The following is a 23,158-nucleotide window of genomic DNA, read 5'->3' on the forward strand; positions in this document are numbered from 1 at the left end:
CCCGGTTTTGCAGCACAATGTGTTCACCAAAAACACAATGGGTTCATATCGAGGTTCAGCTGTGGCCGATACATTTTCCGTGCGCCTGCCGGACGATCTCCGCGCCGAAGTCGACCGCATGGCACAAGCCAGTCAACGTTCACGCGCCTTTATCATCAAGGAAGCCGTCGAGGCCTATGTCGAGGAACGCCGGGCCTACAAGATGGCAATTCAGGACGCGCTTGCCGAAGCTGACAAAGGTGTCTTTATTTCCGGCGATAAGATACACGCCTGGCTGGACGACCTGCGCGCCAATCCGGAGGCCGGGGATCCTGAACCTGACATCTATCCCGAAACTGACGCGTAAGCATGAAGATAAAGCTCCTCGCTCAGGCACGTGCGGACATTCGCCTGGCCTTCGACTTCGTGCGTAAGCAAGACCCAAGAGCGGCGGGCAACCTGATTATCGCTGTTCAAAAGTCATTGCGACTGATTGAGAACAATCCGAACGTCGGCCGCTTCGATCCTGAGGATGGTACGCGGGAATGGTCCATCCCCAATTGGCCCTACCTTACTCCGTATCGCGTGAAAGCGAACGAGATCGAAGTGCTGCACCTTTGGCATACACGACGCAACAAGCCTGACAGTTGGTAAGCCAAAACCCCGCCGGCAGGCGCCGGCGGGGTTTTAAACTTCAGTATCGGCTTGCGCTTCAGGTCCGAAACCTTACGAATCCAGGAAGCTCCGCAGCTTCCTTGACCGGCTGGGGTGCTTCAGCTTGCGCAGGGCCTTGGCCTCGATCTGGCGGATACGCTCGCGGGTGACCGAGAACTGTTGGCCGACTTCTTCCAGGGTGTGGTCGGTATTCATGCCGATGCCGAAGCGCATGCGCAGCACCCGCTCCTCGCGCGGCGTGAGGGATGCCAGCACGCGGGTCGTGGTTTCACGCAGGTTCGACTGGATAGCGGCGTCGATCGGCAGGATGGCATTCTTGTCTTCGATGAAGTCGCCGAGGTGACTGTCTTCTTCGTCGCCGATCGGGGTTTCGAGCGAAATCGGTTCCTTGGCGATCTTCAGGACCTTACGGACCTTTTCCAGCGGCATGGCCAGCTTTTCGGCCAGTTCTTCCGGCGTCGGTTCGCGTCCGATTTCGTGCAGCATCTGGCGCGATGTCCGGACGATCTTGTTGATCGTTTCGATCATGTGCACCGGGATGCGGATGGTCCGCGCCTGGTCGGCAATGCTGCGTGTAATCGCCTGGCGAATCCACCAGGTAGCGTAGGTCGAGAACTTGTAGCCGCGGCGGTATTCGAACTTGTCGACCGCCTTCATCAGGCCAATATTGCCTTCCTGGATCAGGTCGAGGAACTGCAGGCCGCGGTTGGTGTACTTTTTGGCGATCGAGATAACGAGGCGCAGATTGGCCTCGACCATTTCGGTCTTGGCCTGGCGCGCTTCGCGTTCGCCCTTTTGCACCGTCTGGACGATGCGGCGGAAATCGTCGACCGCTACACCCATGTCGGTTGCCAGGGTCGTGACATCGCTGCGGATACGGTCGACAGCCTTACCGTCATTATCAATGAACTTCTGCCAGCGCACGCCCATGGCACGCACCTTGTCGCCCCATTGCGGGTCGAGTTCGCGAGAATAATAGGCGGTGAGGAATTCCGTCCGCGAAATGCCGTAGGAATCGGCCAGGCGCAAAAGCCGGCCTTCCAGCTGCATCAGGCGCTTGTTGATGCCGTACAGCTGTTCGACCAGGGCTTCGATACGCTGGTTGTTCAGCTTAAGCGTCTTCAGATGACGCGTGATGGTGGCCGTGACTTCGTCATAGGCCGCACGGTCCGCCGGATCGAGAGGCGAGCCCTCGAGCTTGGCGGTCAGCATCTTTTCCTGGGTGCGACGATAGGTTTCGAACTCGCCGGCAATGGCATCGAGCGTCGCCATGACGCCGTCGCGCAGTTCCGATTCCATGGCCGAAACCGACGGGCCTGCGCCATCGTCGAAATCGTCCTCTTCCTCTTCTTCTGGCTCAGGTTTCTTTTCCTGCTCGTCCATCGGGACGTAGTCGTCGTCATCGTCGTCGTCGCCCGACTTCTTCTTCGGCGGTTCCGGCTTCTTGGCCTCGACTTCCGGCTCGTGACGCGGCTCAACCTTCACAGGTTCAACCTTTATCGGTTCCGGCGCCTTGACGACCACGGGCGCCGGGGCGCGCATGGCGATCACGCCGGTGTCCTCGACCTCTTCCTCGCCGTCACCATCGAGCGCGCCCGGAGGCGGGCCTTCCGAAGGGCCGCCGCCGTAGGTGCCTTCCAGGTCGATGATTTCACGCAGCAGGATGCGGCCGGAGCCCAGTTCCTCGCGCCATACCATAATGGCTTCGAAGGTCAGGGCGCTTTCGCACAGGCCGCGGATCATGGTGTCGCGGCCGGCTTCGATGCGCTTGGCGATGGCAATTTCGCCCTCGCGCGACAGCAGTTCGACCGAACCCATTTCGCGCAGATACATGCGCACCGGGTCGTCGGTACGGTCGTAGTTCGAGGTCTTGGCGGTCTCGGTAAGAGCCCCCGCTTCCTCGCGCACCGCGACCTCACCGCCCTCGGCGGCTTCTTCCTCGGACTCGATGACGTTCACGCCCATTTCGGTGAGCATGGCCAGGGTGTCTTCGATCTGTTCCGAGGTAAATTCCTCGGACGGAAGCACCTTGTTCAGTTCGTCCATGGTCACATAGCCGCGTGCCTTGGCCGCCTTGATGAATTTCTTGACCGCGGAATCGGTCAGGTCGAGCAACGGGCCGTCGGACGTGGTCTCAGTCTCAGGTTTTTCTGGCGTTGTGCTCATTTTGTCACGCTCATATGGGTCTCCGCGTACGCCCGCCATTAAACATCCGGGGCCGCCTGTGTTCTTATTTCAGGATTATCGTCAATTAAACCTTAACTCAATGCATTGAGTTTTCAGGTTTTTGCTGCCTCAATCCTGCCAAATCTGTCCGCTTCTCAAGGACCGCCGCAGGCTGTCGCGTTCCAGCTTGAGCCGTGAAAAAAATTCTGTGCCCACACTATCGCGAGCAGAATTAAGCGCACGTTCCAACGCCGTCAAACGCGACATCGCGTTGAACGCCTGTATCCAGCGGGCATGGGCATCTGCGAGAGTCGTGTCCGGTGCGAGGAATGGCACGCCCGATCTGAGGGCCGCCTTTTGGATCTCGCTCAACAATGCGCCAAGTCCTTGGTTGTGCAGATGGCGATTTAAAGCTTCGCTGTCAAGGGCTTCATCACGGAAACTTAATGCGACCAGAACGCGCGCCAACGGATCGAGCGCCGGATCGCCAAAGCCGAAGGCCTCCAGCCCCTCGACCTGGTCGGCCATCCAGTCGGGATGGTCCAGCAGGCCTTGCGCCAGCGCGGCGCCGATGGCGTCCATCGACGTCGACAGGTTACGCGCGGCAACACGCGACTCCTGCATGGCCGGAGCGATATAGACCTCACCCTTCTGGCCCTTGCGAAATTCACCCTTTTTGTAGGGTTGAAACGGAGCACGGGGTTCCGGCGCCTTGGCCGCAAACATGGCGTCGTATCGTTCCAACAGGTCGTGGCGGTAGGCATCGGCCAGGTCCTTGTCCTCGATAGTCGCGGACAGGGCACGAAGACGCTTCTTGAACCCGGCCTTGCGCTCCGGCGTGTCCAAGGGTTCCAGTTCGGCCTCGCGCTGAAACAGCACCTCGACGAACGGCTTGGTGACGGACACGGCTTCGCGCAGGGCCAGGGCGCCCTTTTCGCGCAGGACGTCGTCAGGGTCCTTGCCGCCGACGATAAAACAGACCTTGAACGAACGGCCGGGTTTCAGTTTCGGCAGAGCGCGATCCAGGGCCCGAAAGGCGGCGCGCTGGCCGGCCTTGTCGCCGTCAAAACAAAGCGTCGGCTCGGGATGGCGGCGCCACAGGATATCGATCTGTTCTTCGGTCAGGGCCGTGCCCAGCGGCGCTACCGCCGCGATCTTGGCGCGCTGGCACGCCAGGACATCCATATAGCCCTCGACCACGACCAGGTCGGCGTGCGACTGCTCGGCGCCCAGCAGTTTCAGGGCGCGCGGCAGGCCAAACAGCATCTGCCCCTTGTGGAACAAAGTCGTTTCCGGCCCATTGAGGTACTTGGCCTTTTCATCCGGATTGAGCGCCCGGCCACCGAAGCTGACGACGTGATCGCGCGAGTCGTGGATCGGAAACATCAGCCTGTCACGGAAACGGTCATATGGCGCCGCCCCGCCTTCAACCTCGATCAACAGCCCGCATTCGACCAGTTCGGACGTCTTGGCGCCGCGCTGGATCAGGGCATCCTTCAGCGCCGTACGGTCGCGCGGCGCGTAGCCCAGGCCGAACAGGTCGATATCCTCGCGACTCAGCCCGCGCTTGGTCAGGTAGTCTCGGGCGGCCTGCGCCGCCGGCGTCTTGTCGAGCAGCCGCGCCATGAACCAGCGGTGCGCCAGGTCCATCCAGTCATTCAGCGACTGACGCTTCTGTTCGACGGCGCGCGTTTCCGGCGTCACGGCCGGCAGGGCCATGCCGGCCTCGGACGCCAGTTTCTCGACCGCCTCGTTGAACGACAAGCGCTCGGTCTCGATCAGGAAGGTGATGATGTCGCCGCTCTTGCCTGACGAGAAGTCGTGAAAGAAGCGCTTGGCGTCATTGACGTAAAAGGACGGCGTCTTTTCCTTGGTGAAGGGCGACAGGCCGACCCACTCACGGCCGTTACGGCGCAGTTTCACGGACTTGCCGATGACCTCCGAGGCCGGCAAGCGGGTTTTCAGTTCTTCGAGAAAATGATCGTCGAAACGCACGGCATAACTATAGGATCAATGGCGAAATTTGCCACCCGTTTCGGCATTCTAGACAGATTCTCCGTACACGGCATGGCGTAACAACAGCATACGTATTCATATCCGCCGATCGCTTGTATTCCCACGCCATTGCCGCATAGTCTCGCCCAAACATAAGAACAGGGAGACATCTCATGCGCACCCGGCTCATTACGCTGGTCATGGCGTTTTTCGCCCTTTTTTCAGGTGCGACTCACGCCCAGACAAGCGATCCCCAAGACACCAAGCCAATGCCAATCGGCGTCGTCGGCCTGTCACACGACCACGTCAACTGGCTGTTCGGGGACTTAAAACGCGGCGATATCCGGGTTGTCGGCATCGTTGAGCCCGATCGCGCCCTGGCGAAGATCTATGCCGACCGCTACGGTTTCAGCATGGACCTGGTCTATGACGACCTCGACACCATGCTGGCAAAAGCGCATCCGGTCGCGGTCGCGGGCTTCGGCCCCGTCGCCGACCACGTCAAGATCGTCCGTGCCGCGGCGCCGCGCGGCGTCCATGTCATGGTCGAAAAGCCACTAGCGCTGAACTTGGCCGAGGCACGCGAAATCGCTGCCCTCGCCGCCGCCAACCATGTCCAGGTCCTGACCAATTATGAAACCACATGGTATCCGGCAGCGGCAAAGGCCCAGAGCCTGGTTGCGACCGGCAGTATCGGACCGGTACGTAAGCTGGTGTTTCACGATGGCCACCAGGGCCCGGTCAAGATCGGCGTCAGCCCGGCTTTCCTGGCCTGGCTGACCGATCCGAAGCTGAATGGTGGCGGCGCCATTATCGATTTCGGCTGCTATGGCGCCAACCAGATGACCTGGCTGACCAGGGGCACCCGGCCTGTCGCGGTCACCGCCGTGACGCGCAACCTGCAGCCGGGCGACTATCCGCGCGTTGACGACGACGCGACGGTGATCGTCGACTATGCCGATGCCCAGGGTATTATCCAGGCGTCGTGGGACTGGCCGGTCTCGCGCAAGGACATGGAAATCTACGGCACGACGGGCCAGATCGTCGCTGACGACAAACATGCCCTGCGCGTCTGGGGATCGACGCCGGACAGCGCACAGGCAACCACCCTGCCCGATCGCGCGGCGCCGTATGACAATCCGTTCGCCTATTTTCGCGCCGTGATCGAAGGCCGAGTCGTCCCGGCAGCCTATGATCCGTCGACCCTGGCCAATAATCTGCTGGTCATGGAAATCCTCGACGCGGCCCGCGAAAGCGCCCGCAGCGGTAAAACCGTCCATTTATCGCAAAACTAGTCGCCAGGCCTGACCCTTTTTCCGCCGGCCATACGCTTCTCAGGTGAGTACGGCCACAGGCGTGCGCGACAGGGGCTTTTTTCCTTGCGCCACGATGCGACTGGATTATGGTTCGGGGAGGTAGTGGTGACGAGACGCGATAGCGATGACGCAGCCGGTAAGTCCAGTCAGGGACGCGGAACCAGCCTCCCGGCCGGGGCAAGCGGTATGGCCGCAGCGCATGCTGGAGCGCTATTACGACGACTATCGGCAACTGGCGCGCAAGGTCCTGTCCGGACATCAGGCGCGCGCCCTGTTCCAACCCACCGAACTGGCCCACGAGGCGGCCCTGCAACTGATGCGGCTGGAACGCCTGGATGTCGTCTCACGCACCCATTTTCTGTCACTTTCGGCGCGCGTCATGCGCCATGTCCTGATCGACGAGGTGCGCCGCTTTCGGGCGCAAAAACGCCAGGCGCCGCCCATGATGACGCAGTGGCCACAGGAAAGCTCGGCCCCGCGCTTCGACGTCGAATCCTTCGACGACTCGCTGACCCGGCTTCAGGCAGCCGACCCCGACCGCGCCCGCATTGTCGAACAACGCTTTTATGCCGGGCTGACCCTGGAGGAGATCGCTGCCGTCAGCGGGGCGTCGCTCAGCACCGTCAAGCGTCAATGGCGTGTCGCGCGAGCGTGGCTGCTCGATGACCTCTCCGACTGATCCCCCCGGCGATACGCCATCAGATGATCCAAAAGATCCGGCACCAGAAGAGCGCCCAGATGAACGTATAGATGAACGTGTCGTCCGGCGTCGCCAGATTCTCGACATCTTCGACACGGCGCTCGATATCCCCGAGGCCAAGCGCCACGATTGGCTGCTGGCCCAGCATACAGCCGATCCGTCGCTGATCGCCGCTGTCGAAGCCCTGCTGGCGGCCGACGCGCTGGCCCCCTCTGCCCTGCCGACGGAACTTCCAGGCGATGACGACGACACCACGGCCCTGGTCGTACCGCCGCGCATCGGCACCTATGCCCTGGTCGAGCGACTGGGCGGTGGCGGCATGGGCGAAGTCTGGCTCGGCCGGCGCGACGACGGACTGTTTGAACACGAGGTCGCTGTCAAGCTGATGCGGCCGTCGCGGCTGGCCGCCCACGCCCTGGCCTTTTTCGACACCGAGCGACGTGTTCTGGCGCGCTTGCGCCACCGCCATATCGCCCGTCTGTATGATGGCGGCGTGACGGAGCAAGGCCTGCCGTGGATCGTCATGGAAAAGATCGACGGCGTCACGCTCGATATGTGGGCGGCGCGCGAGACACCCGGTGTCGCGCAGGCGGTCGCGCTGATGACCACCATCTGCGAGGCCGTGCAATATGCCCACCAGAACCTGGTCGTCCATGCCGACCTCAAACCATCCAATATTCTCATAACCGCGGACGGAGAGCCTTTTCTCGTCGATTTCGGCATCTCTTCGCTGGCCGCCCCGACTCTGGCCGAACCTGATGTCGGGGCTACCACTTCGGCCGTTCCGCGCACGCCCGGCTATGCCAGCCCGCAACGGCTCGACGGCGACGCACCGGTTCCGGCGGACGATATCTATGCCCTGGGCATTATCATGAAAGGCCTGCTGGAAGGTCAATGGCCTGGCCAGGAGGATCGTGACGCCGTTACGCCCTCCCCGCCCGCCGACCTCGCCGCTATTGTCACCAAGGCTACGGCCCGGGAGGCGGAAGCACGCTACACGACCGCCCAGGGCCTGGCGGACGACCTGAAGGCCTTTGCCGGACACCGCCCGGTGAAGGCTCGCACGCCTGACTGGCTGCATGGTGTCCGACTGTTCGTCCGCCGCCATCGCTGGCCGGTCGCGGCGGGGGTTACGGCTACACTCGCCACCTTGATCGCCCTGGTGATGATTTCGGTCCTGTATGTCCGCGCCGAGACACGGTTTTCGGAGGTGAGGGCCCTGGCGGGCTACATGCTCGGCGATTTTCACGACGCACTGGAGCGCCTGCCGGGCGCCAGCGCTTTACGCGCCCGGACCACCGATGTCGGACGCGACTATCTGCAACGTCTGTCGCGCGTTCCCGGCGCACCGGCCGAGGTTCAACGCGACGTCGCCATCGGTTACGGTCGCGTCGGCCATGCCCTGGCGGTCAATTCCAGCAATGCAACGGGCGATGCCGACGGCGGTCTGCGCGCCCTCAACGCGTCCGAGGCCGGCTTGCGCCGATTGATGCAGCGCTATCCGGGCCGCGCCGACATCCGCCGCGAACTGGCGCGGACCCTGGCGTGGAAAAGCGGTGTCATGGCCGGTTCCAATAATGATCTCAAGGCCGCCTATGCCTCTGTCGACGAGGCCATCGCCCTGTACGACGGCGTACTCAAAGCGAACCCGAAAGATATTGATGCCGCCTACGGCCGGTGGAACGCCGTCAATGGCCGCGGCGACCTGCTCTATAATGACAACCGGATGACGGACATTGTCGGGTTGATGACCGATGCCCTGGCGCGCGGTCGCGACCTGCCCGACACGGCACCGTACGATTCTCTCAAGCCGCTACTGACCGCCGCCAGTGAAAACGCCATAGGCGACGCCACCTACGCCACGTCGCCAGTCGAGGCCGTGCCGCGTTACAAGCGTGCGGTCGCCATCCTGCAGGCGGCCCGCGATTCAGGCGTGCTCGATATCCGTATCGCCATTCGGCAGGCAATCTACGATTATCAGGTCTCATCCTCGTATCAGGATATGGGTAAGCCGACGGAGGCCCTGACCTGGGCCGACCAGGGCGTCGCGCTGATCGGCCAGGTGGCGCAGTTCGACGACAGCATCGCTACACAAAGAGCCACCAACCTGCTGGCGCTCAATCGCGCCGCCATCCTGTCGGACCTGGGGCGCGTCGACGAAGCTGTCGCGGTCGCCGGCCAGTCGATCGCGGCGCGCCGTTTGATGATGCAGCGTCATCCCGGAGATTCTGACATAAGGCTTAGCCTGGCAACCTCCCTGCGCGTCTACGCCATCAGCCTCGATGGCTGGAAGCGGCCGGCCGAGGCCTGCGCCGCCGCCCGTGAAGCCCGAGCCCTGTGGGCGGAGATGGCGTCGCACGGCGGCGTGCCGGATCGCCTGAAAGCCGATGTGGCATGGCTGGATGCGCGGCTGAAAACCTGCGCGCTTTAGTTCGGCTGACTTCAGGGTATCGCCAGCGGCTGCACGAACCGGTATTCGCCCGGCAGTTTGATTTCCTTCAGCGTTTTCGGCGCCATCACAGCCTTGTCGGCGAGCTTGATATGGAAGGCCAGGTGACAAGTGCCGCAGCCGACCGAGACGATCTTGCCGTTGCTGATGGCCAGTTCTATACCCTGGAACACGCCGGCCACGGTCAGGGCCAGGCTCAATGGAAAACGCTGAAGGGCGCCCAGCTTTATTGTGATTGCCGGTTTGATATCGCGTTCGATACTGTGCTTTGCCAGTTTCAGGATCGACGTCGTGCCCGGTGGGTTGGCCTGTGGATCGCGATAGGCGCGGATCGCCTTGGCGGTCGCCCAGCCATCGGCCAGGAGGGCCAACGGATCGATATGCAAACATGAGGTCGCGGCCCGCGTAATGGCACCGTCCAGCATCGGCATGGTGTCGGTCAGCGCCTTCAGCTTGCCGTCCAGGCTGACGGCGGCGGTAACCTGCTGTCTGATCGAGGCAAGCGTGTCCGCATCGAGCATATCATCCAGAAAGAGGGTATCGGTCATGGCAGCTATTCCTCATGTCCTTGATCGAGCACGGTTATGTCGGACGAAACCACGGGTCCGGCTTCGGTTTCGATAGCCAGCTCAACCGCCGGCCCATCGATCAAAGGCCCATCCGTGGTGAGCCGGCCCGGTCCAAATTCGAGGTGGCACGCAATGTCGGGAACCGCAGCCTGGTGGATTACCGGCCGTCTCAAGCGCAATAGGCCCAGACCGGCCGCCAGAGCCGCCAGCACGGCCACGATAATCGCGAAATAGCCCCATAACGGGAAGCTTGCTGCCTTGATGTCGGCCCCGGATTCGCTTGACGCAGGCGCCGAGGCAACGGCCTCCGGCACCGAGGCCGCCTCAGATGAGATGGTCGGGGATAACGAAACCGCGTCGGCGCTCGTTTGGCCGGCAGGGTTTGAAGCGGAGACGGCGCTCGACGTCGCAGATGATGACGATGATGACGTTGTCGGAGGACGCGTGTCCGGTCTTGGCGGTACGCTCGGCGTCCCGCTGTCCGACCCGGCACTCGAAGGTGCGGCCGAACTGCTGGCGGGCTCCTCAGCCGGCTTCCCGTTCGATACGGTCACGGACAGCCGTCCGCCCGGCGACAGCGCCGTGCCGGCTGACGGTGTCTGGTCGAGGATCGTCCCGGGCAAGGCCTTGCCGGCAACCTGACGGGTGACCGGGACAAGGTGGAAGAACTGCAGCAGCGGCGGCGCCACGACTGCCAGATTGCAGCCCATCAGTTGGGGCGCGAGCTTGGCGGCGGCGGCTTCCCGAATGGCCGCCTGCGTACACGGTTTGGCGACCGGACGATTGGGCGTATCTTCGGGCGCCGTCGTAGCAGCGCTGTTGACCGGTGCTGCACCGGGTACGGACGCCGGCGCCGTCTGCCAGGCCTGGACCGGTGCCGGGCCTGTGAGCAGGAGTGAAAACGCCAATACGCTTATGACAGCTTTTACGCCTGCAACAGCTTTCATGAAAGCGCCCTGTTCCGAACCAGCCACAAGGAGGCTAACACAGTTCAATGACTGCGGCCAGTGTACCCGATTACGTGTGGAACAGGTGCCTTACGACGCCACACCATTATGCGGGACGGCCTTGACATGGCGCGTCGCATACAGCGAGTTCGACGACAACTGGTTGACCGCGCCAAGGCCCAGGGCATCCAGCAGCGCGCGTATCTTGCTCAGGCGGTCCGTCAATTCGCCGCGGCGAACATCGAGTTCGGCGCGCCTGACGTCCAGAGACGCGATTTCGGCATTCAGAAGGGTACGCTCACTCTCAATATTATCGATGTCGGCGGAGGTCAGGAGTATGGCAGGCGTTTCGGTCGTCATATCTATCCCCTAATTTTTGGTACCATTCTTGGCATATCGACGTTATCACGCATTTTTATATCCATTTTACGACATTCTCCCTATTAGCGAACTGTCACAAAACTTACGGATTGACCCGGGCAGTGCTTATCCCTATGTGTGCGGCCGTTTGCGCGCAGTTACGCCTTTTTTTCACGGAGATTTCCCCATGAGCTATGAACTTCTATCCGGCTGTACGGGGGTATTGGTCCTGGCGGATGGTACCGTCTATCAGGGCCTGGGTTGCGGCGCCGCCGGCGAGGTCCTGGGCGAGGTCTGTTTCAACACGGCCATGACCGGTTACCAGGAAATCCTCACCGATCCGTCCTATATGGACCAGATCATTGCCTTCACCTTCCCGCATATCGGCAATGTCGGCGTCAATGCCGACGATGTCGAGCAACTGGGCGACGACCCCAGGCGCGCAGCGAGGGGCGCTATTTTCCGCGATGCCCCGACCCCGCCGGCCAACTGGCGCTCGACCATGAACTTCAACGACTGGCTGGTGTCGCGCGGCGTGGTCGGCCTGTCCGGCATCGATACCCGCGCCCTGACCCGGCGTATCCGCGAACAGGGTATGCCGCACGGCGTCATCGCCCACTCGCCGACGGGTGCGTTCGATATCCCTGCCCTGGTTGCACGTGCCGCCGCCTGGGCAGGCCTGAACAATCTCGACCTGGCGATCGATGCGACCGTGGCGCAACAGGCAAGCTATTCGACTGACCGTTGGCAATGGCCGGACGGCTTCAAGGCCGGAACGAAGCACGAGTTCAAGGTCGTAGTCATCGATTACGGCGTCAAACAGAACATCCTGCGCGCCCTGGTCGATATTGGCGCCGATGTGCAGGTGGTGCCGGCCAAGACCCCGGCCGAGGAGATACTGGCCCTGCGTCCGGATGGCGTGCTGCTGTCGAACGGCCCGGGCGATCCGGCGGCGACCGGCGTCTATGCCGTACCGGTCATTCAGAAGATTATCGCGGCCGGCCTGCCGGTTTTCGGTATCTGCCTGGGCCACCAGATGCTGGGCCTGGCGCTGGGCGCCAAGACCATCAAGATGGGCCAGGGTCACCATGGCGCCAACCATCCCGTTCGTGACGATACCACGGGCAAGGTCGAGATCGTGTCGATGAACCACGGCTTCGCCATTGATCGTGACTCTCTGCCGCAAGGGGTGATCGAGACCCATGTGTCGCTGTTTGACGGTTCCAACTGCGGTATCAGCATGACCGGCAAGCCGGTATTTTCCGTCCAGCACCACCCCGAAGCGTCGCCCGGTCCGGTCGACAGCCTTTACCTGTTCGAACGCTTCGCGCAGAATATGCGCGACGCCAAGGTCACAGCCTGATTCTGCAAGGTATTCGGCGACCTGGGTTGGCACAACACCGGGGCGGCGAATGAACGATAACCTCCAGGATGCGAAACCGAATATTCTGGTTGTCGACGACGACGAGTCGATTCGCGATCTGTTGAAATCGGGTCTTACCCGCCAGGGTTTTCGCGCCTTTTCGGCGGACGGCGGCGTGGCCATGGACGCGGTGCTGGCCGGTGAGCTCATCGACCTGATCGTGCTCGATTCCATGATGCCCGGCGAGAACGGCCTGTCGATCTGCGCCCGTATCAGCGCCGCCAAAGGGCCGCCGATCATCATGCTCAGCGCGCTGGGCGACGACGTGGCGCGTATCAAGGGGCTTAATCTCGGCGCCGAAGACTATATGGCCAAGCCCTTTAACCTGGACGAGCTGACGGTGCGCATCCGCAAGATACTGCGCCGCGCCCCCCAGCCAGCACCGGTGCGGGAAGAGGTCGAGACAGTGCGTTTCTTCGGCTGGAGCCTGGATAACCGTACGCGGCGCCTGACCAGTCCGGTCGACAAGATGCTGATGCTGTCGGCAGCCGAGTTCGCCGTGCTGCACGTCTTCCTGGCCCAACGCGACCGGCCGCTGAAGCGTGAACAGGTCCTGGCGCGCATGGTCGACCTGCACGAGGACAGCACCGACCGATCGCTCGACACCCTGATCTCGCGCCTGCGCCGCAAACTGCGCCATATCAGCCCGGAGGGTGAGGACGACCTGATCCAGACGGTCTACGGCACTGGCTACATGTTCCGGCCCGCCAAGAGCTGACCACCCTTTGCGACATCGCCGCCAATTGCGACATCGCCGTAAGAATCTTTTAGACCGCGTTTAAATACATTCCCGCATATTCGTCTTGTCGAACGCAATAAGACAGTGATGGCGAAGATGGGCAAGATGAATACGACGATACAAACTCCGCGGCTATTCCTCGCACTGAGCCTCGCCCTTCTGCTGGCCGGCTGCATGCTGATCGCCGGCCAGGTCAAGGCGCAGAGCTGTGGCATGACGCATCTGGCGTCCGTGGTCGACGGCAATGTCTGGCAAGGCTATGGCGAGGTCAATCCTGCCTATAGCAGCGGCCAGCCCCTCGCCAGTCGCGGTATCGTCTACCTGACCGAAGCCCGTGCCCCCGTGGTCGCTCCCGCCGACGGCATTGTCGAATATGCCGGGCCGGTCGAGAACATGGGCCAGGTCGTCATCCTCAATATCGGCCGCGACTATCGCGTTGTCCTGGCCGGCCTGTCGCAGGTCTCGGTCGAGACAGGCCAGACCCTACGCCTTCACGACCGCCTGGGCGCCATGCCGCGCGCCGGCAAGGAACCCTCGCACCTCTATATGGAACTTCGCTGCGGTGAAGAGACCGTCAATCCGCTCCAGGCCTCAATCGCCATGCGCTGATCAAGTTTACCCCAAAGATCGTCTGAGCCTCCTGGTTTCCCCCACTCCCGAAGTGTTCAGCCGGTCCTCCCTGCCCCCGTCTCCTTGGCCCTCATCTATCGGGGACGGGGGCAGCCCTGTTATCACCAAGACCACCTCCCCCCGCCGCGCTTTCCGCCGGCGGGGCTTTTTTGTTGCTGTGCAAAAACGTGATGATTCGGCCAATTCCGGGGTTGCGCTATACGTCCTTAGCCTCTAAAGCACCCGCTTAGCCCGAAACCTGACGAGCCGGACGGCTCATTTTAACGCAAGGACTGTGTAAACAGCCCTTCCTCTGCCTGCGCTTGAGAAAGACCAAGACCGATATGCCCAAACGTACAGATATCAAGTCCATCCTGATCATCGGCGCGGGCCCCATCATTATCGGTCAGGCCTGCGAGTTCGACTATTCCGGCGTCCAGGCCTGTAAAGCCCTGCGTCAGGAAGGCTACCGCATCGTCCTGGTCAACTCCAATCCCGCCACCATCATGACCGACCCGGATGTGGCCGACGCAACCTATATCGAGCCTATCACCCCGGAATTCGTCGAGAAGATCATCGCCCGGGAACGCCCGGACGCCCTGCTGCCGACCATGGGCGGACAGACCGCGCTCAATACCGCCCTGGCCCTGGAAAATTCTGGCGTCCTGAAGAAGTACAATGTCGAGATGATCGGCGCCAAGGCCGAGGTGATCGACAAGGCCGAGGACCGGCTGAAGTTCCGCAACGCCATGGACAAGCTGGGCCTCGAATCGGCCAAGTCGGCCGTCGCCCACACCATGGACGAGGCCTATGCTGCTCTGGACGAGATCGGCGGCCTGCCGGCGGTCATCCGCCCGTCCTTTACCCTGGCCGGCACCGGCGGTGGCATCGCCTTCAACCAGGAAGAATTCCGCGACATCGTCGAGCGCGGCCTTGACCTGTCGCCGACCACCGAAGTCCTGATCGAGGAGTCGATCCTCGGCTGGAAGGAATATGAGATGGAGGTGGTGCGCGACACCGCCGACAACTGCATCATCGTCTGCTCGATCGAAAACGTCGACCCGATGGGCGTGCACACCGGCGATTCGATCACCGTCGCCCCGGCCCTGACCCTGACCGACAAGGAATACCAGATCATGCGCTCGGCCAGTCTGGCCGTCCTGCGTGAAATCGGCGTCGAAACGGGCGGTTCCAACGTTCAGTTCGCGCTCAATCCGGCCGATGGCCGCATGATCGTCATCGAAATGAACCCGCGCGTGTCGCGCTCCTCGGCCCTGGCCTCCAAGGCGACCGGCTTCCCGATCGCCAAAATCGCCGCCAAGCTGGCCGTCGGCTACACACTTGACGAACTGGCCAACGACATCACCCAGACGACCCCGGCCTCGTTCGAACCGTCGATCGACTATGTCGTCACCAAGATTCCGCGCTTCGCCTTCGAGAAATATCCCGGCTCGGAGCCTCTGCTCGGCACGTCGATGAAGTCGGTCGGCGAAGTCATGGCGATCGGCCGGACCTTCGCCGAGTCGGTACAGAAGGCCCTGCGCGGCCTGGAAACTGGCCTGTCGGGCTTCGACGAGGTCGACATCAACGGCGTGAAAAATGCCGAAGACCAGAACGCCATCCGCGACGCCGTCATCCGCGAACTGGGTCGACCGACGCCGGATCGCCTGCGCGTCATCGCCCAGGCCTTCCGCCACGGCCTGACGGTCGACGAGATCAATGCCGCCTGTTCCTATGAGCCGTGGTTCCTCCGCCAGATCGAAACCATTGTCTCCGAAGAAGCCAAGATCCGCAGCATGGGCCTGCCGACCTCGGCCGCTGCCATGCGCACCTTGAAAGCCATGGGCTTCTCCGACGTGCGTCTGGCCAAGCTGACCGGCCAGAGCGAAAAGCAGGTTCGCGCCGCCCGTCGCGCGCTGGATGTTCGTCCGGTCTTCAAGCGCATCGACACCTGCGCAGCCGAATTCCGTTCCAACACGGCCTATATGTATTCGACCTACGAGTCGGGCGCACTGGGTCAGATTCCCGAATGCGAGGCAGCGCCCACCGAGCGCAAGAAGGCCATCATCCTGGGTGGCGGTCCCAACCGGATCGGCCAGGGCATCGAGTTCGACTATTGCTGCTGTCATGCCGCCTTTGCCTTCAAGGATATCGGCGTCGAAGCCATCATGGTCAACTGTAACCCGGAGACCGTCTCGACCGACTATGACACGTCCGACCGGCTGTATTTCGAACCGCTGACGGCCGAAGATGTGCTTGAACTGATCGCCGTCGAACAAACCAAGGGCGAACTGATCGGCGTGGTCGTCCAGTTCGGCGGCCAGACGCCGCTGAAGCTGGCCCAGGCGCTTGAGGACGAGGGCATCCCCATCCTCGGCACCACGCCCGACGCCATCGACCTGGCCGAAGACCGCGAACGCTTCCAGCATCTGCTCCGCGACATCGACCTGGCCCAGCCGATCAACGCCATCGCCCGCACGCCGGAAGAAGCCTTCAAGGCTGCCCACGAGGTCGGCTATCCGATCGTCATCCGTCCGTCCTATGTCCTGGGCGGCCGCGCCATGGAAATCATCCGCGACGACGAACAGCTGGCCCGCTACGTCCGTGAGGCGGTGCAGGTGTCGGGCGATTCACCTGTCCTGATCGACCAGTATCTCAGCGCCGCCATCGAGGTCGATGCCGACGCCCTGGCCGACGGCACCGACGTCTTCGTCGCCGGCATCATGGAACATATCGAAGAAGCCGGCGTCCATTCGGGCGACTCGGCCTGTTCGCTGCCGCCGTTCTCGCTGAAACCCGAAACGGTGAAGGAACTGGAGCGCCAGACGGTGGAACTGGCCCGGGCGCTAAAGGTCCGCGGCCTGATGAACGTCCAGTTCGCCATCGAACATCCCTATACCGATCCGAAAATCTACGTGCTCGAAGTCAATCCGCGGGCTTCGCGCACCGTGCCCTTCGTCGCCAAGACCCTGGGCCAGCCCCTGGCCGGTATCGCCGCCAAGATCATGGCCGGCAAGGCGCTGGCCGAGTTTGGCCTCAAGCCGCGCGACTACCGTCACGTCGCCGTCAAGGAAGCCGTCTTCCCGTTCGCGCGCTTTGCCAATGTCGACACGGTTCTCGGACCTGAAATGCGCTCGACCGGTGAAGTCATGGGCTTGGACTGGATACGCGACGGCGAAGAGATGATCGACGCCTTCTCGCGCGCCTTCGCCAAGTCGCAACTGGGCAGCGGCACCAAGCTGCCCGTCGGCGGCAAGGTCTTCGTCTCGGTCCGTGATCAGGATAAACCCGTTATTGTTGACGCGGTACGTTCGCTGCTCGACATGGGCTTTACCGTGGTTGCCACCGGCGGCACGCACGACTATCTGGCCGCCCACGGCGTCACGGTCGAAAAGGTCAAGAAGGTGCTCGAAGGCCGTCCGAACATCCTCGACGCCATCAAGAACGGCGAGATCGCCCTGGTCTTCAACACCACCGAAGGCAAGCAGTCCCTGGCCGATTCCTTCTCGATCCGCCGCACCACCCTGATGATGAAAATCCCCTACTACACAACGGCATCGGGTGCTGTGGCTGCGACACGCGCGATCGCCGCTGAACGCAAGGGAACCCTGGACGTTCGTTCGCTCCAGGAATATGCGTGATCTAAAACCGGACCTTACGGTGATAGGCCTGCACGGCGCGGGGAAAAGCACGTTCCAGGACGCGCTCTTCCATCCGCAGGCGTGTCAGTGACAGAACCAGCATGACCGGCAGGGTAAGCAGCATGACGCCCCAGGTCTGTAACGCCATAGAAAAACCTGCGCATAGCAGAATCAAGCCGCTTTCTGCCGGATGGCGCAACCAGCCATAGATACCGTCGACGCACAAGGCGGAGGCCGTCGGCGATACACCATTGCTGAAACCTGCCCCCAGGCGACGGATGGCAAGACAGCGCAGAGCCGAACCAGTCAGTATGAGCGCGCCGCCCAGCCACGACCAGGCATGGCCCGAAGGTAGGGCGTGCATGGATCGCCAGACCGATGCCATTTCAAACCCGGCCAGAAGCCATACTCCCTGAAGCCAGTTGAATCGGCCCAGATCGTCGGAGGACTGCTGTATCTCCCCTGGCGCGCAGACAATCTCAGCCGCCCCCGCCAGGCTGAGACAGATGATAGCGGGTACAAGCACCCCAATGGAACCATGGCCACGGCGCAGGAAAAGCGCCGGCGCCAGAAGAAAAAGGGCATTGAGGATCGCCACGGCGAGTCCCGAGGCGCTGCGTTTCAAACCCGTCAAGATCAGGTCGCAGCCGACATGGTCGCGGCGATATCGGCTTTTTTCATTTTCATCGCCTGCCCCGCTTTTTCGACAAGCTTGCGTTGCTCGGCGGACAACGGGCGTTGCTCCAGAAGCGCATTCAGCATCCGGACCTTGGCCTCGCCGGTCAGGCTGGCGGCCAGCGGCTCCATGGCGCCGCTCATCGTCAATTTTTGTCGACGGACCAGCGACAGGATGTCGTTCATCTTCTGCAGATCCACCTCCCGCCCGGCAGCGCGCTTCATCAATGCAGCAATGCCTTCCAGCACGTCATCAGTTACAGGCGGCCGCGCCATCGCGAGGATGACAAGGCCGTGGACAAGTGCCGTATCTATCCTGGCGATCAGATCGGCCTGTTCGGCGCCGGGGTCCTCGGTAATGGCATAGGGGTTGAAATTACCCTGGCAGGTGCGGCAGGCGACGTAGCTGCCCTGATCACCCAAGGGGATCACCGGGATGAAATAAATATGAATCCAGCGGCTGATCTTTTTCAGGTCAAAGACCCTGCTCTTTTCGCAAACCGGGCAGTGAAACCCGCCCGAGCGTTTCACAGACGTAATGCTGCGCGTGCCGAAAATAATCATTGCCCCACCCCGAAAATAAAATTCTTATAAGTATATTCCGCAGAATGCCTGAAAATTCAATCCCTATAGTCGTTGCAAATCACGTCAGGTGGCACGGCGTCCGTAACAAAATGTCACCGCTTCACGGGCTTGTGAACAGCGGCGATTCGCGTACAATGCACAGCTGAAATCCATCCCTGTTCCGCCAAGACCCAGACGCCCCGGACAAGAAGACCGCGGCGGCGCCATCGCAAAGGCATGGCAGTTGCAGGGGCGACGCCCATCCTCCATCCGAGTACTAAAAAGACATGCGTTTGCCGAACTGGCGCTCCGTTCTGAGCAAGCCTCAAACTCTTCTGGCCCAGTTGCCGCCCCAGGCCATAACAGGCCTGTTCCGGGCTCTGTGCCTGATGCTGCCTGTCGCCCTGTTCCTGTGCTTCTTCGATCCCGGCGTCGTCATTCCGACCCATATCGGCTGGGTGCTCGAAGCCGACTGGGGCCAGCACGTCAATGGCTGGAACGCCTATCGTCATGGCGCGGACGGCTTCAATCACCAGAGCGTGCTCGCCCATCCGATGGGCAATACCCTGATCTCGACCGACTCCAATCCGCCGTTCGCCTTTCTGTTCAAGCCGTTCGATCCATGGCTCCCGGGCAATTTCCAGTATATCGGACTGTGGTTCGCCTTCTGCGTCGCCATGCACGTCGTCTTTGCCTACAAGCTGATCCGGCCGCACGCGCCGAACCGCTGGATGGCGTTGGGCGGCGCCGCGGCCCTGAGCGCCCTGCCGGCGCTGTATTATCGCATGCGCCACGACACTCTGGTCGCTCAGTGGCTGATCCTGTGGGCACTGCACCTGTTCATCAATGTCGCCAATGATCGTACGGCGGATCTAAGCTTGCGTCCGCTCTGGCGTGTACCGCTCGACTGGTTCCGCGGCGGCGCCAAGATGCTGGGCTATTGCGCCCTGCTGTTCTTTACCGGCCTGCTGCACCCCTATCTTCTGTTCATGGTCGCGGCCATCTGGGGCGGCGACGTGCTGAAGCGCTTCTGGCCGGCAGCTCGCAAGCTGGATCGCGCCGTCGTGCTCGATACGGTGCTGCGCGCACTGATCGTCCTGATGACCGCCGTTCTGGCCCTGTATCTGGCAGGCACATTCACCAAGGGCATGAGCCCGGGCGCCGGCGGCTGGTCCTACTATTCCATGGACATTGCCGGTTTCTTCAACCCGGTGCGCCCGGAATTCTCGGCTGTTCTCAAGGCCTGGCCGCTGAATGGCGGACAGTCGTTCGAGGGCTATCAGTATCTCGGTTTCGGCCTGCTGGTCCTGATCGTTTCGGCCGCCGTCCTCTATATCGCCACGCCCGAAGCCAAGGCGGCAAAGGCTTTTTTCAGCAAGCTGACCTATCTGGCCCTGCCGTTCATCGTCCTGTTGCTGCTGGCCTTCACCAACAAGGGCATGTTCTACGGCTTCAAGCTGTGGGATTTTCCGACGCCGGAAGCCTTGCGTCAGCCCTTGGCCGTGCTGCGCGCATCGGGCCGCTTCGGCTGGCCCATCGGCTACTGCATGGTCCTGACCGGCCTGGTGGTTCTGTTCAAGAGCCGGCCGAGGATTGTCGCCGTCATGCTGCCCCTGATCCTGATCGTCCAAGCCTACGACCTGAACGGTTTTGCTTCGGCCATGCGCAAGGCGACGGGACTGGCCTCCAGTGATCAGGTCTATTATCAGACGCCGTCACCGCTATGGGACAAACTCGTCGCCCAATCGACCGGCATCGACTTCTATCCGGCCAACGTCCATTTCAATGACAAGCTGTTCTATGAACTGACCTGGCGCGCCACCTCCAATGCCCGCCCGGTCAATACCATGTATGCGGCGCGTGAAAACATCATGCAGGTCGCCTATCAGGACGCCGGCCAGGACGCCTTCAAACGCGGTGAGGTCAATAGCGACCACCTGTTCGTCTTCCTGAAACAGTGCGACGCCCCGCCAACCCTGCGCTCGCGCCTGCGTATGCTGGACGGTGTGTGGATCATACCGCCGGCCGCAGCGCGCGACCTGCCGCTCGACAAGCCGGTTTGGGACCCGATCCGCTCGGAAGTGCGTTTCGGCTGGCTCGACCAGGGCACCTGCATGCTGGACGAAAACTGGTCGCGCCCGGATACCGAAGGCGTGTGGAGCGACGGCCCCAAGGCCGATGTCGTCATCCCCATCCAGCATATCGCCTTCGACACACCGCGCCCGAAGAAGCTTGCCCTCAACCTGAAGGCCCGCAGCCGCATGCCGGTGCAGGTCAGCGTGCTGATCAACGGCGTCAAGGTCGACGAAATATCGCTGAGCCGCCGCGCCAGCCAGTTCACCATTCCCCTGCCGCGCTCGGTGATGCGCGCCGAGACGATGAATATCAGCTTTATTGTCGAAGCCCCCGAGGTTGTCGAACCCCAGGGCACCGAACAGTCGTCCTCCAGCAGTATGTCGACCGCGACACGTGGTGGGCGCAGTCTGCAAATCGCCCGCGGACCGGCGCCCCAACCTCAGAACATCACCGCCAGCACCAGTGCCAGTTCTTTGGGCATCAAGCTGATGGACATAAAGCTGGTCGATCCGGACGCCCTGCCCGCGCCGACGCCGTTAAAGGGTTAGGCATCAGGGGTTCCTGCCGGCCAAAAAACTTTTCTTTCAAATCCCGCCAAATCAAACTATAAGGTCCGGGACTTCGATTTTGTGCACTGCAAGGTAGCGCGAGGCCGAGCGTCTTTCACAACCTTATCGTCAGCCCTGCCGGTTGCTTTCACCCTCAACCGGCAACGGGCTTTTTGTCATTCCTCAGGGTGGTTCAAGAATTAATCGCACATGGAAAAAGTGCCGATGACCGTCGCGGGTTACAAGGTCCTCGACGATGAACTGAAGCGTCTCAAGTCGATCGAACGCCCCAGCGTGATCGCCGCGATCTCCGAAGCGCGCTCGCATGGAGACCTTTCAGAAAACGCAGAATACCACGCCGCCAAGGAGCGCCAGGGCTGGATCGAAGGTCAGATCGCTGACATCGAGGACCGCATAAGCCGCGCCCAGGTGATCGACGTGACCAAGCTGTCAGGCCAGCAGATCAAGTTCGGCGCCACCGTGACCGTGGTCGACGAGGACACCGAAGAAGAAGGCCGCTACCAGGTCGTCGGCGATCACGAAGCCAACGTCAAGGCGGGCAAGATTTCTCTGTCGTCCCCCTTGTCGCGCGCCATGATCGGCAAGGAAGTCGGTGACGTCGTCGAGGTCGTGACGCCTGGTGGTGTCAAGGCCTACGAGATTCTGAAAGTCGAGTGGATCTAGACTGTTGTGGCGACGGGCGACAAGCGGCCTAAGCTAAACATCTGGGCTGTGTCGGACGGACGCGCCGGCATCGAAAGCCAGGTCCTTGGCCTGGCTGAAGCCGTCGCACGCCTGTTGCCGACCGATATTGCCATCAAGCGTATCCGCTATGCCAAACTGTTCGACCGCTGGCCGACCGCGCTGAAGCTATGGCCGGACGCCATGCTGGCGCACGACAGCGATCGCATTTCCGGACCTTATCCCGATATCTGGATCGCCGCCGGCCGCGCCACCCTGCCACATTCCCTGCGCATGCGTCAGCGGTCCGGCGGCAAGACCATGGTTGTACAACTGCAAAACCCGAAAAGCGATCTTTCGGCTTTTGACCTGGTGATTGCCCCCGAACATGACGGGATCAGCGGCGACAATGTCCTGTCCCTGCTTGGCTCGACCAACCGCATGACGCCGTCCCGCCTCAGCGAGGGCTACGAAGCCTGGCGAACGCGGTTCGATCCCCTGCCCCATCCGCGTGTCGCCGTACTGATCGGCGGCAAGTCGAAGTCCCATGATCTGAGCGTCGAGCGGGCACGCATATTAGCCGGCCAGATCCGCCAGGCCGTCGGTAGCGGCAGCCTGTTGATGACCCTGTCACGGCGCACCCCGGTCGCCGCACAGGCCGTATTCAGGGACGTCCTGGGTGACCTGCCGGGCCTGATCTACGATGGCGCCAGCCCTGGTCAGGGCGAGAATCCGTATTTTGCCGTGCTGCAGGCCGCCGACCATATCCTGGTGACCGAGGACTCGGTCAATATGACCATCGAGGCGGCGGCGACCGGCAAGCCGGTTCATCGCCTGGCCATGGACGCCCTGCGCCCGCCTGGCAAGTTCGCCCAATTCGAGGCGGCTTTGACAGGGCGCGGCATCGCCCGGCCGTTTGAGGGTGTGCTGGACAACTGGACCTATACGCCGCTCGATGAAACCGCCCGTGCGGCGCGAAAGGTCGTCGAGGTTTTTACGAATCGGGCGTGACAAGTGCGGCCTTGGTCCCTATCTATCCGTTAACT

Annotated in this window: 19 protein-coding genes; 12 read left to right on the top strand and 7 right to left on the bottom strand. The window is 62.0% G+C overall.

The window, feature by feature from the left end; translation table 11 throughout:
* Positions 1–61: 61 nt before the first annotated feature.
* On the top strand, positions 62–346 hold the full coding sequence (locus AC1DXO_RS09020) for a CopG family ribbon-helix-helix protein (protein ID WP_476977794.1): 285 nt from the start codon (positions 62–64) through the stop codon (positions 344–346).
* Positions 347–348: 2 nt separating this feature from the next.
* The gene (locus AC1DXO_RS09025) at positions 349–633 is read left to right on the top strand and encodes a type II toxin-antitoxin system RelE/ParE family toxin (RefSeq protein ID WP_476977795.1); all 285 of its coding nucleotides are present in this window, start codon (positions 349–351) and stop codon (positions 631–633) included.
* 72 nt (positions 634–705) lie between these two features.
* Here AC1DXO_RS09025 and rpoD read toward each other — a convergent pair whose 3' ends face one another.
* Positions 706–2,859, bottom strand: coding sequence for an RNA polymerase sigma factor RpoD (gene rpoD, locus AC1DXO_RS09030; RefSeq protein WP_476977796.1), 2,154 nt, complete (start codon positions 2,857–2,859; stop codon positions 706–708).
* A gap of 90 nt (positions 2,860–2,949) precedes the next feature.
* Positions 2,950–4,815: a DNA primase gene (gene dnaG, locus AC1DXO_RS09035; RefSeq protein WP_476977797.1), complete on the bottom strand. Its 1,866-nt coding sequence runs from the start codon at positions 4,813–4,815 to the stop codon at positions 2,950–2,952.
* A gap of 173 nt (positions 4,816–4,988) precedes the next feature.
* On the opposite strand from dnaG, the gene AC1DXO_RS09040 reads away from it, so the two are divergent.
* The 3 genes from AC1DXO_RS09040 (at position 4,989) to AC1DXO_RS09050 (ending at position 9,262) form a co-directional block, all read left to right on the top strand.
* A complete protein-coding gene (locus AC1DXO_RS09040; protein ID WP_476977798.1) occupies positions 4,989–6,110 on the top strand; it encodes a Gfo/Idh/MocA family protein in 1,122 nt (373 codons plus the stop codon).
* A 220-nt stretch (positions 6,111–6,330) separates the two neighbouring features.
* Entirely contained in the window at positions 6,331–6,810 is a 480-nt protein-coding gene (locus AC1DXO_RS09045; protein ID WP_476977799.1) for an ECF-type sigma factor, read from the top strand.
* Positions 6,794–9,262 (top strand): serine/threonine-protein kinase, encoded by a 2,469-nt coding sequence (locus tag AC1DXO_RS09050; RefSeq protein WP_476977800.1) that lies wholly within the window; start codon positions 6,794–6,796, stop codon positions 9,260–9,262. The genes AC1DXO_RS09045 and AC1DXO_RS09050 overlap by 17 nt, the downstream gene beginning before the upstream one ends.
* 11 nt (positions 9,263–9,273) lie before the next feature.
* Here AC1DXO_RS09050 and AC1DXO_RS09055 read toward each other — a convergent pair whose 3' ends face one another.
* From AC1DXO_RS09055 to AC1DXO_RS09065, 3 genes are all read right to left on the bottom strand, one after another.
* Positions 9,274–9,828 (bottom strand): hypothetical protein, encoded by a 555-nt coding sequence (locus AC1DXO_RS09055; RefSeq protein WP_476977801.1) that lies wholly within the window; start codon positions 9,826–9,828, stop codon positions 9,274–9,276.
* Positions 9,829–9,833: 5 nt separating this feature from the next.
* Complete coding sequence (locus tag AC1DXO_RS09060; RefSeq protein WP_476977802.1) at positions 9,834–10,796, bottom strand: hypothetical protein; 963 nt, start codon at positions 10,794–10,796, stop codon at positions 9,834–9,836.
* A 90-nt stretch (positions 10,797–10,886) separates the two neighbouring features.
* Positions 10,887–11,156 carry a hypothetical protein gene (locus AC1DXO_RS09065; RefSeq protein WP_476977803.1) on the bottom strand — a complete coding sequence of 90 codons (270 nt, stop codon included), beginning with the start codon at positions 11,154–11,156 and terminating at the stop codon, positions 10,887–10,889.
* Positions 11,157–11,343: 187 nt separating this feature from the next.
* Between AC1DXO_RS09065 and carA the strand changes: the two genes are divergently transcribed.
* From carA to carB, 4 genes are all read left to right on the top strand, one after another.
* Positions 11,344–12,519, top strand: a complete 1,176-nt coding sequence (carA, locus tag AC1DXO_RS09070; RefSeq protein WP_476977804.1) for a glutamine-hydrolyzing carbamoyl-phosphate synthase small subunit — start codon at positions 11,344–11,346, stop codon at positions 12,517–12,519.
* Positions 12,520–12,568: 49 nt separating this feature from the next.
* Positions 12,569–13,297: a response regulator gene (locus AC1DXO_RS09075; RefSeq protein WP_476977805.1), complete on the top strand. Its 729-nt coding sequence runs from the start codon at positions 12,569–12,571 to the stop codon at positions 13,295–13,297.
* A 126-nt stretch (positions 13,298–13,423) separates the two neighbouring features.
* Positions 13,424–13,927 carry a murein hydrolase activator EnvC family protein gene (locus AC1DXO_RS09080; RefSeq protein ID WP_476977806.1) on the top strand — a complete coding sequence of 168 codons (504 nt, stop codon included), beginning with the start codon at positions 13,424–13,426 and terminating at the stop codon, positions 13,925–13,927.
* A 344-nt stretch (positions 13,928–14,271) separates the two neighbouring features.
* On the top strand, positions 14,272–17,568 hold the full coding sequence (carB, locus tag AC1DXO_RS09085) for a carbamoyl-phosphate synthase large subunit (RefSeq protein WP_476977807.1): 3,297 nt from the start codon (positions 14,272–14,274) through the stop codon (positions 17,566–17,568).
* Between the two features lies 1 nt (position 17,569).
* On the opposite strand, the gene AC1DXO_RS09090 is transcribed toward carB, so the two are convergent.
* Entirely contained in the window at positions 17,570–18,202 is a 633-nt protein-coding gene (locus AC1DXO_RS09090; protein WP_476977808.1) for a methyltransferase family protein, read from the bottom strand.
* 2 nt (positions 18,203–18,204) lie between these two features.
* A complete protein-coding gene (locus tag AC1DXO_RS09095; protein ID WP_476977809.1) occupies positions 18,205–18,807 on the bottom strand; it encodes a zinc-ribbon domain-containing protein in 603 nt (200 codons plus the stop codon).
* A gap of 287 nt (positions 18,808–19,094) precedes the next feature.
* On the opposite strand from AC1DXO_RS09095, the gene AC1DXO_RS09100 reads away from it, so the two are divergent.
* The 3 genes from AC1DXO_RS09100 to AC1DXO_RS09110 all read left to right on the top strand — a co-directional run bounded on the left by AC1DXO_RS09100 (position 19,095) and on the right by AC1DXO_RS09110 (position 23,123).
* Positions 19,095–21,431, top strand: coding sequence for a DUF6311 domain-containing protein (locus AC1DXO_RS09100; protein ID WP_476977810.1), 2,337 nt, complete (start codon positions 19,095–19,097; stop codon positions 21,429–21,431).
* A 210-nt stretch (positions 21,432–21,641) separates the two neighbouring features.
* On the top strand, positions 21,642–22,115 hold the full coding sequence (gene greA, locus AC1DXO_RS09105) for a transcription elongation factor GreA (protein WP_476977811.1): 474 nt from the start codon (positions 21,642–21,644) through the stop codon (positions 22,113–22,115).
* Positions 22,116–22,121: 6 nt separating this feature from the next.
* Positions 22,122–23,123 (top strand): mitochondrial fission ELM1 family protein, encoded by a 1,002-nt coding sequence (locus tag AC1DXO_RS09110; RefSeq protein ID WP_476977812.1) that lies wholly within the window; start codon positions 22,122–22,124, stop codon positions 23,121–23,123.
* Positions 23,124–23,158 lie beyond the last annotated feature (35 nt).

The organism is Asticcacaulis sp. P2_C5 (genome assembly GCF_056404555.1).

What these genes read in the sequence shown, in the direction of transcription:
- AC1DXO_RS09025 (WP_476977795.1), top strand. Translation starts at nt 349, where the DNA reads ATGAAGATAAAGCTCCTCGCTCAGGCACGTGCGGACATTCGCCTGGCC.
- rpoD (WP_476977796.1), bottom strand. Translation starts at nt 2,859, where the DNA reads ATGGCGGGCGTACGCGGAGACCCATATGAGCGTGACAAAATGAGCACA.
- AC1DXO_RS09040 (WP_476977798.1), top strand. Translation starts at nt 4,989, where the DNA reads ATGCGCACCCGGCTCATTACGCTGGTCATGGCGTTTTTCGCCCTTTTT.
- AC1DXO_RS09045 (WP_476977799.1), top strand. Translation starts at nt 6,331, where the DNA reads ATGCTGGAGCGCTATTACGACGACTATCGGCAACTGGCGCGCAAGGTC.
- AC1DXO_RS09050 (WP_476977800.1), top strand. Translation starts at nt 6,794, where the DNA reads ATGACCTCTCCGACTGATCCCCCCGGCGATACGCCATCAGATGATCCA.
- AC1DXO_RS09055 (WP_476977801.1), bottom strand. Translation starts at nt 9,828, where the DNA reads ATGACCGATACCCTCTTTCTGGATGATATGCTCGATGCGGACACGCTT.
- AC1DXO_RS09060 (WP_476977802.1), bottom strand. Translation starts at nt 10,796, where the DNA reads ATGAAAGCTGTTGCAGGCGTAAAAGCTGTCATAAGCGTATTGGCGTTT.
- AC1DXO_RS09065 (WP_476977803.1), bottom strand. Translation starts at nt 11,156, where the DNA reads ATGACGACCGAAACGCCTGCCATACTCCTGACCTCCGCCGACATCGAT.
- carA (WP_476977804.1), top strand. Translation starts at nt 11,344, where the DNA reads ATGAGCTATGAACTTCTATCCGGCTGTACGGGGGTATTGGTCCTGGCG.
- AC1DXO_RS09075 (WP_476977805.1), top strand. Translation starts at nt 12,569, where the DNA reads ATGAACGATAACCTCCAGGATGCGAAACCGAATATTCTGGTTGTCGAC.
- AC1DXO_RS09080 (WP_476977806.1), top strand. Translation starts at nt 13,424, where the DNA reads ATGAATACGACGATACAAACTCCGCGGCTATTCCTCGCACTGAGCCTC.
- carB (WP_476977807.1), top strand. Translation starts at nt 14,272, where the DNA reads ATGCCCAAACGTACAGATATCAAGTCCATCCTGATCATCGGCGCGGGC.
- AC1DXO_RS09095 (WP_476977809.1), bottom strand. Translation starts at nt 18,807, where the DNA reads ATGATTATTTTCGGCACGCGCAGCATTACGTCTGTGAAACGCTCGGGC.
- AC1DXO_RS09100 (WP_476977810.1), top strand. Translation starts at nt 19,095, where the DNA reads ATGCGTTTGCCGAACTGGCGCTCCGTTCTGAGCAAGCCTCAAACTCTT.
- greA (WP_476977811.1), top strand. Translation starts at nt 21,642, where the DNA reads ATGGAAAAAGTGCCGATGACCGTCGCGGGTTACAAGGTCCTCGACGAT.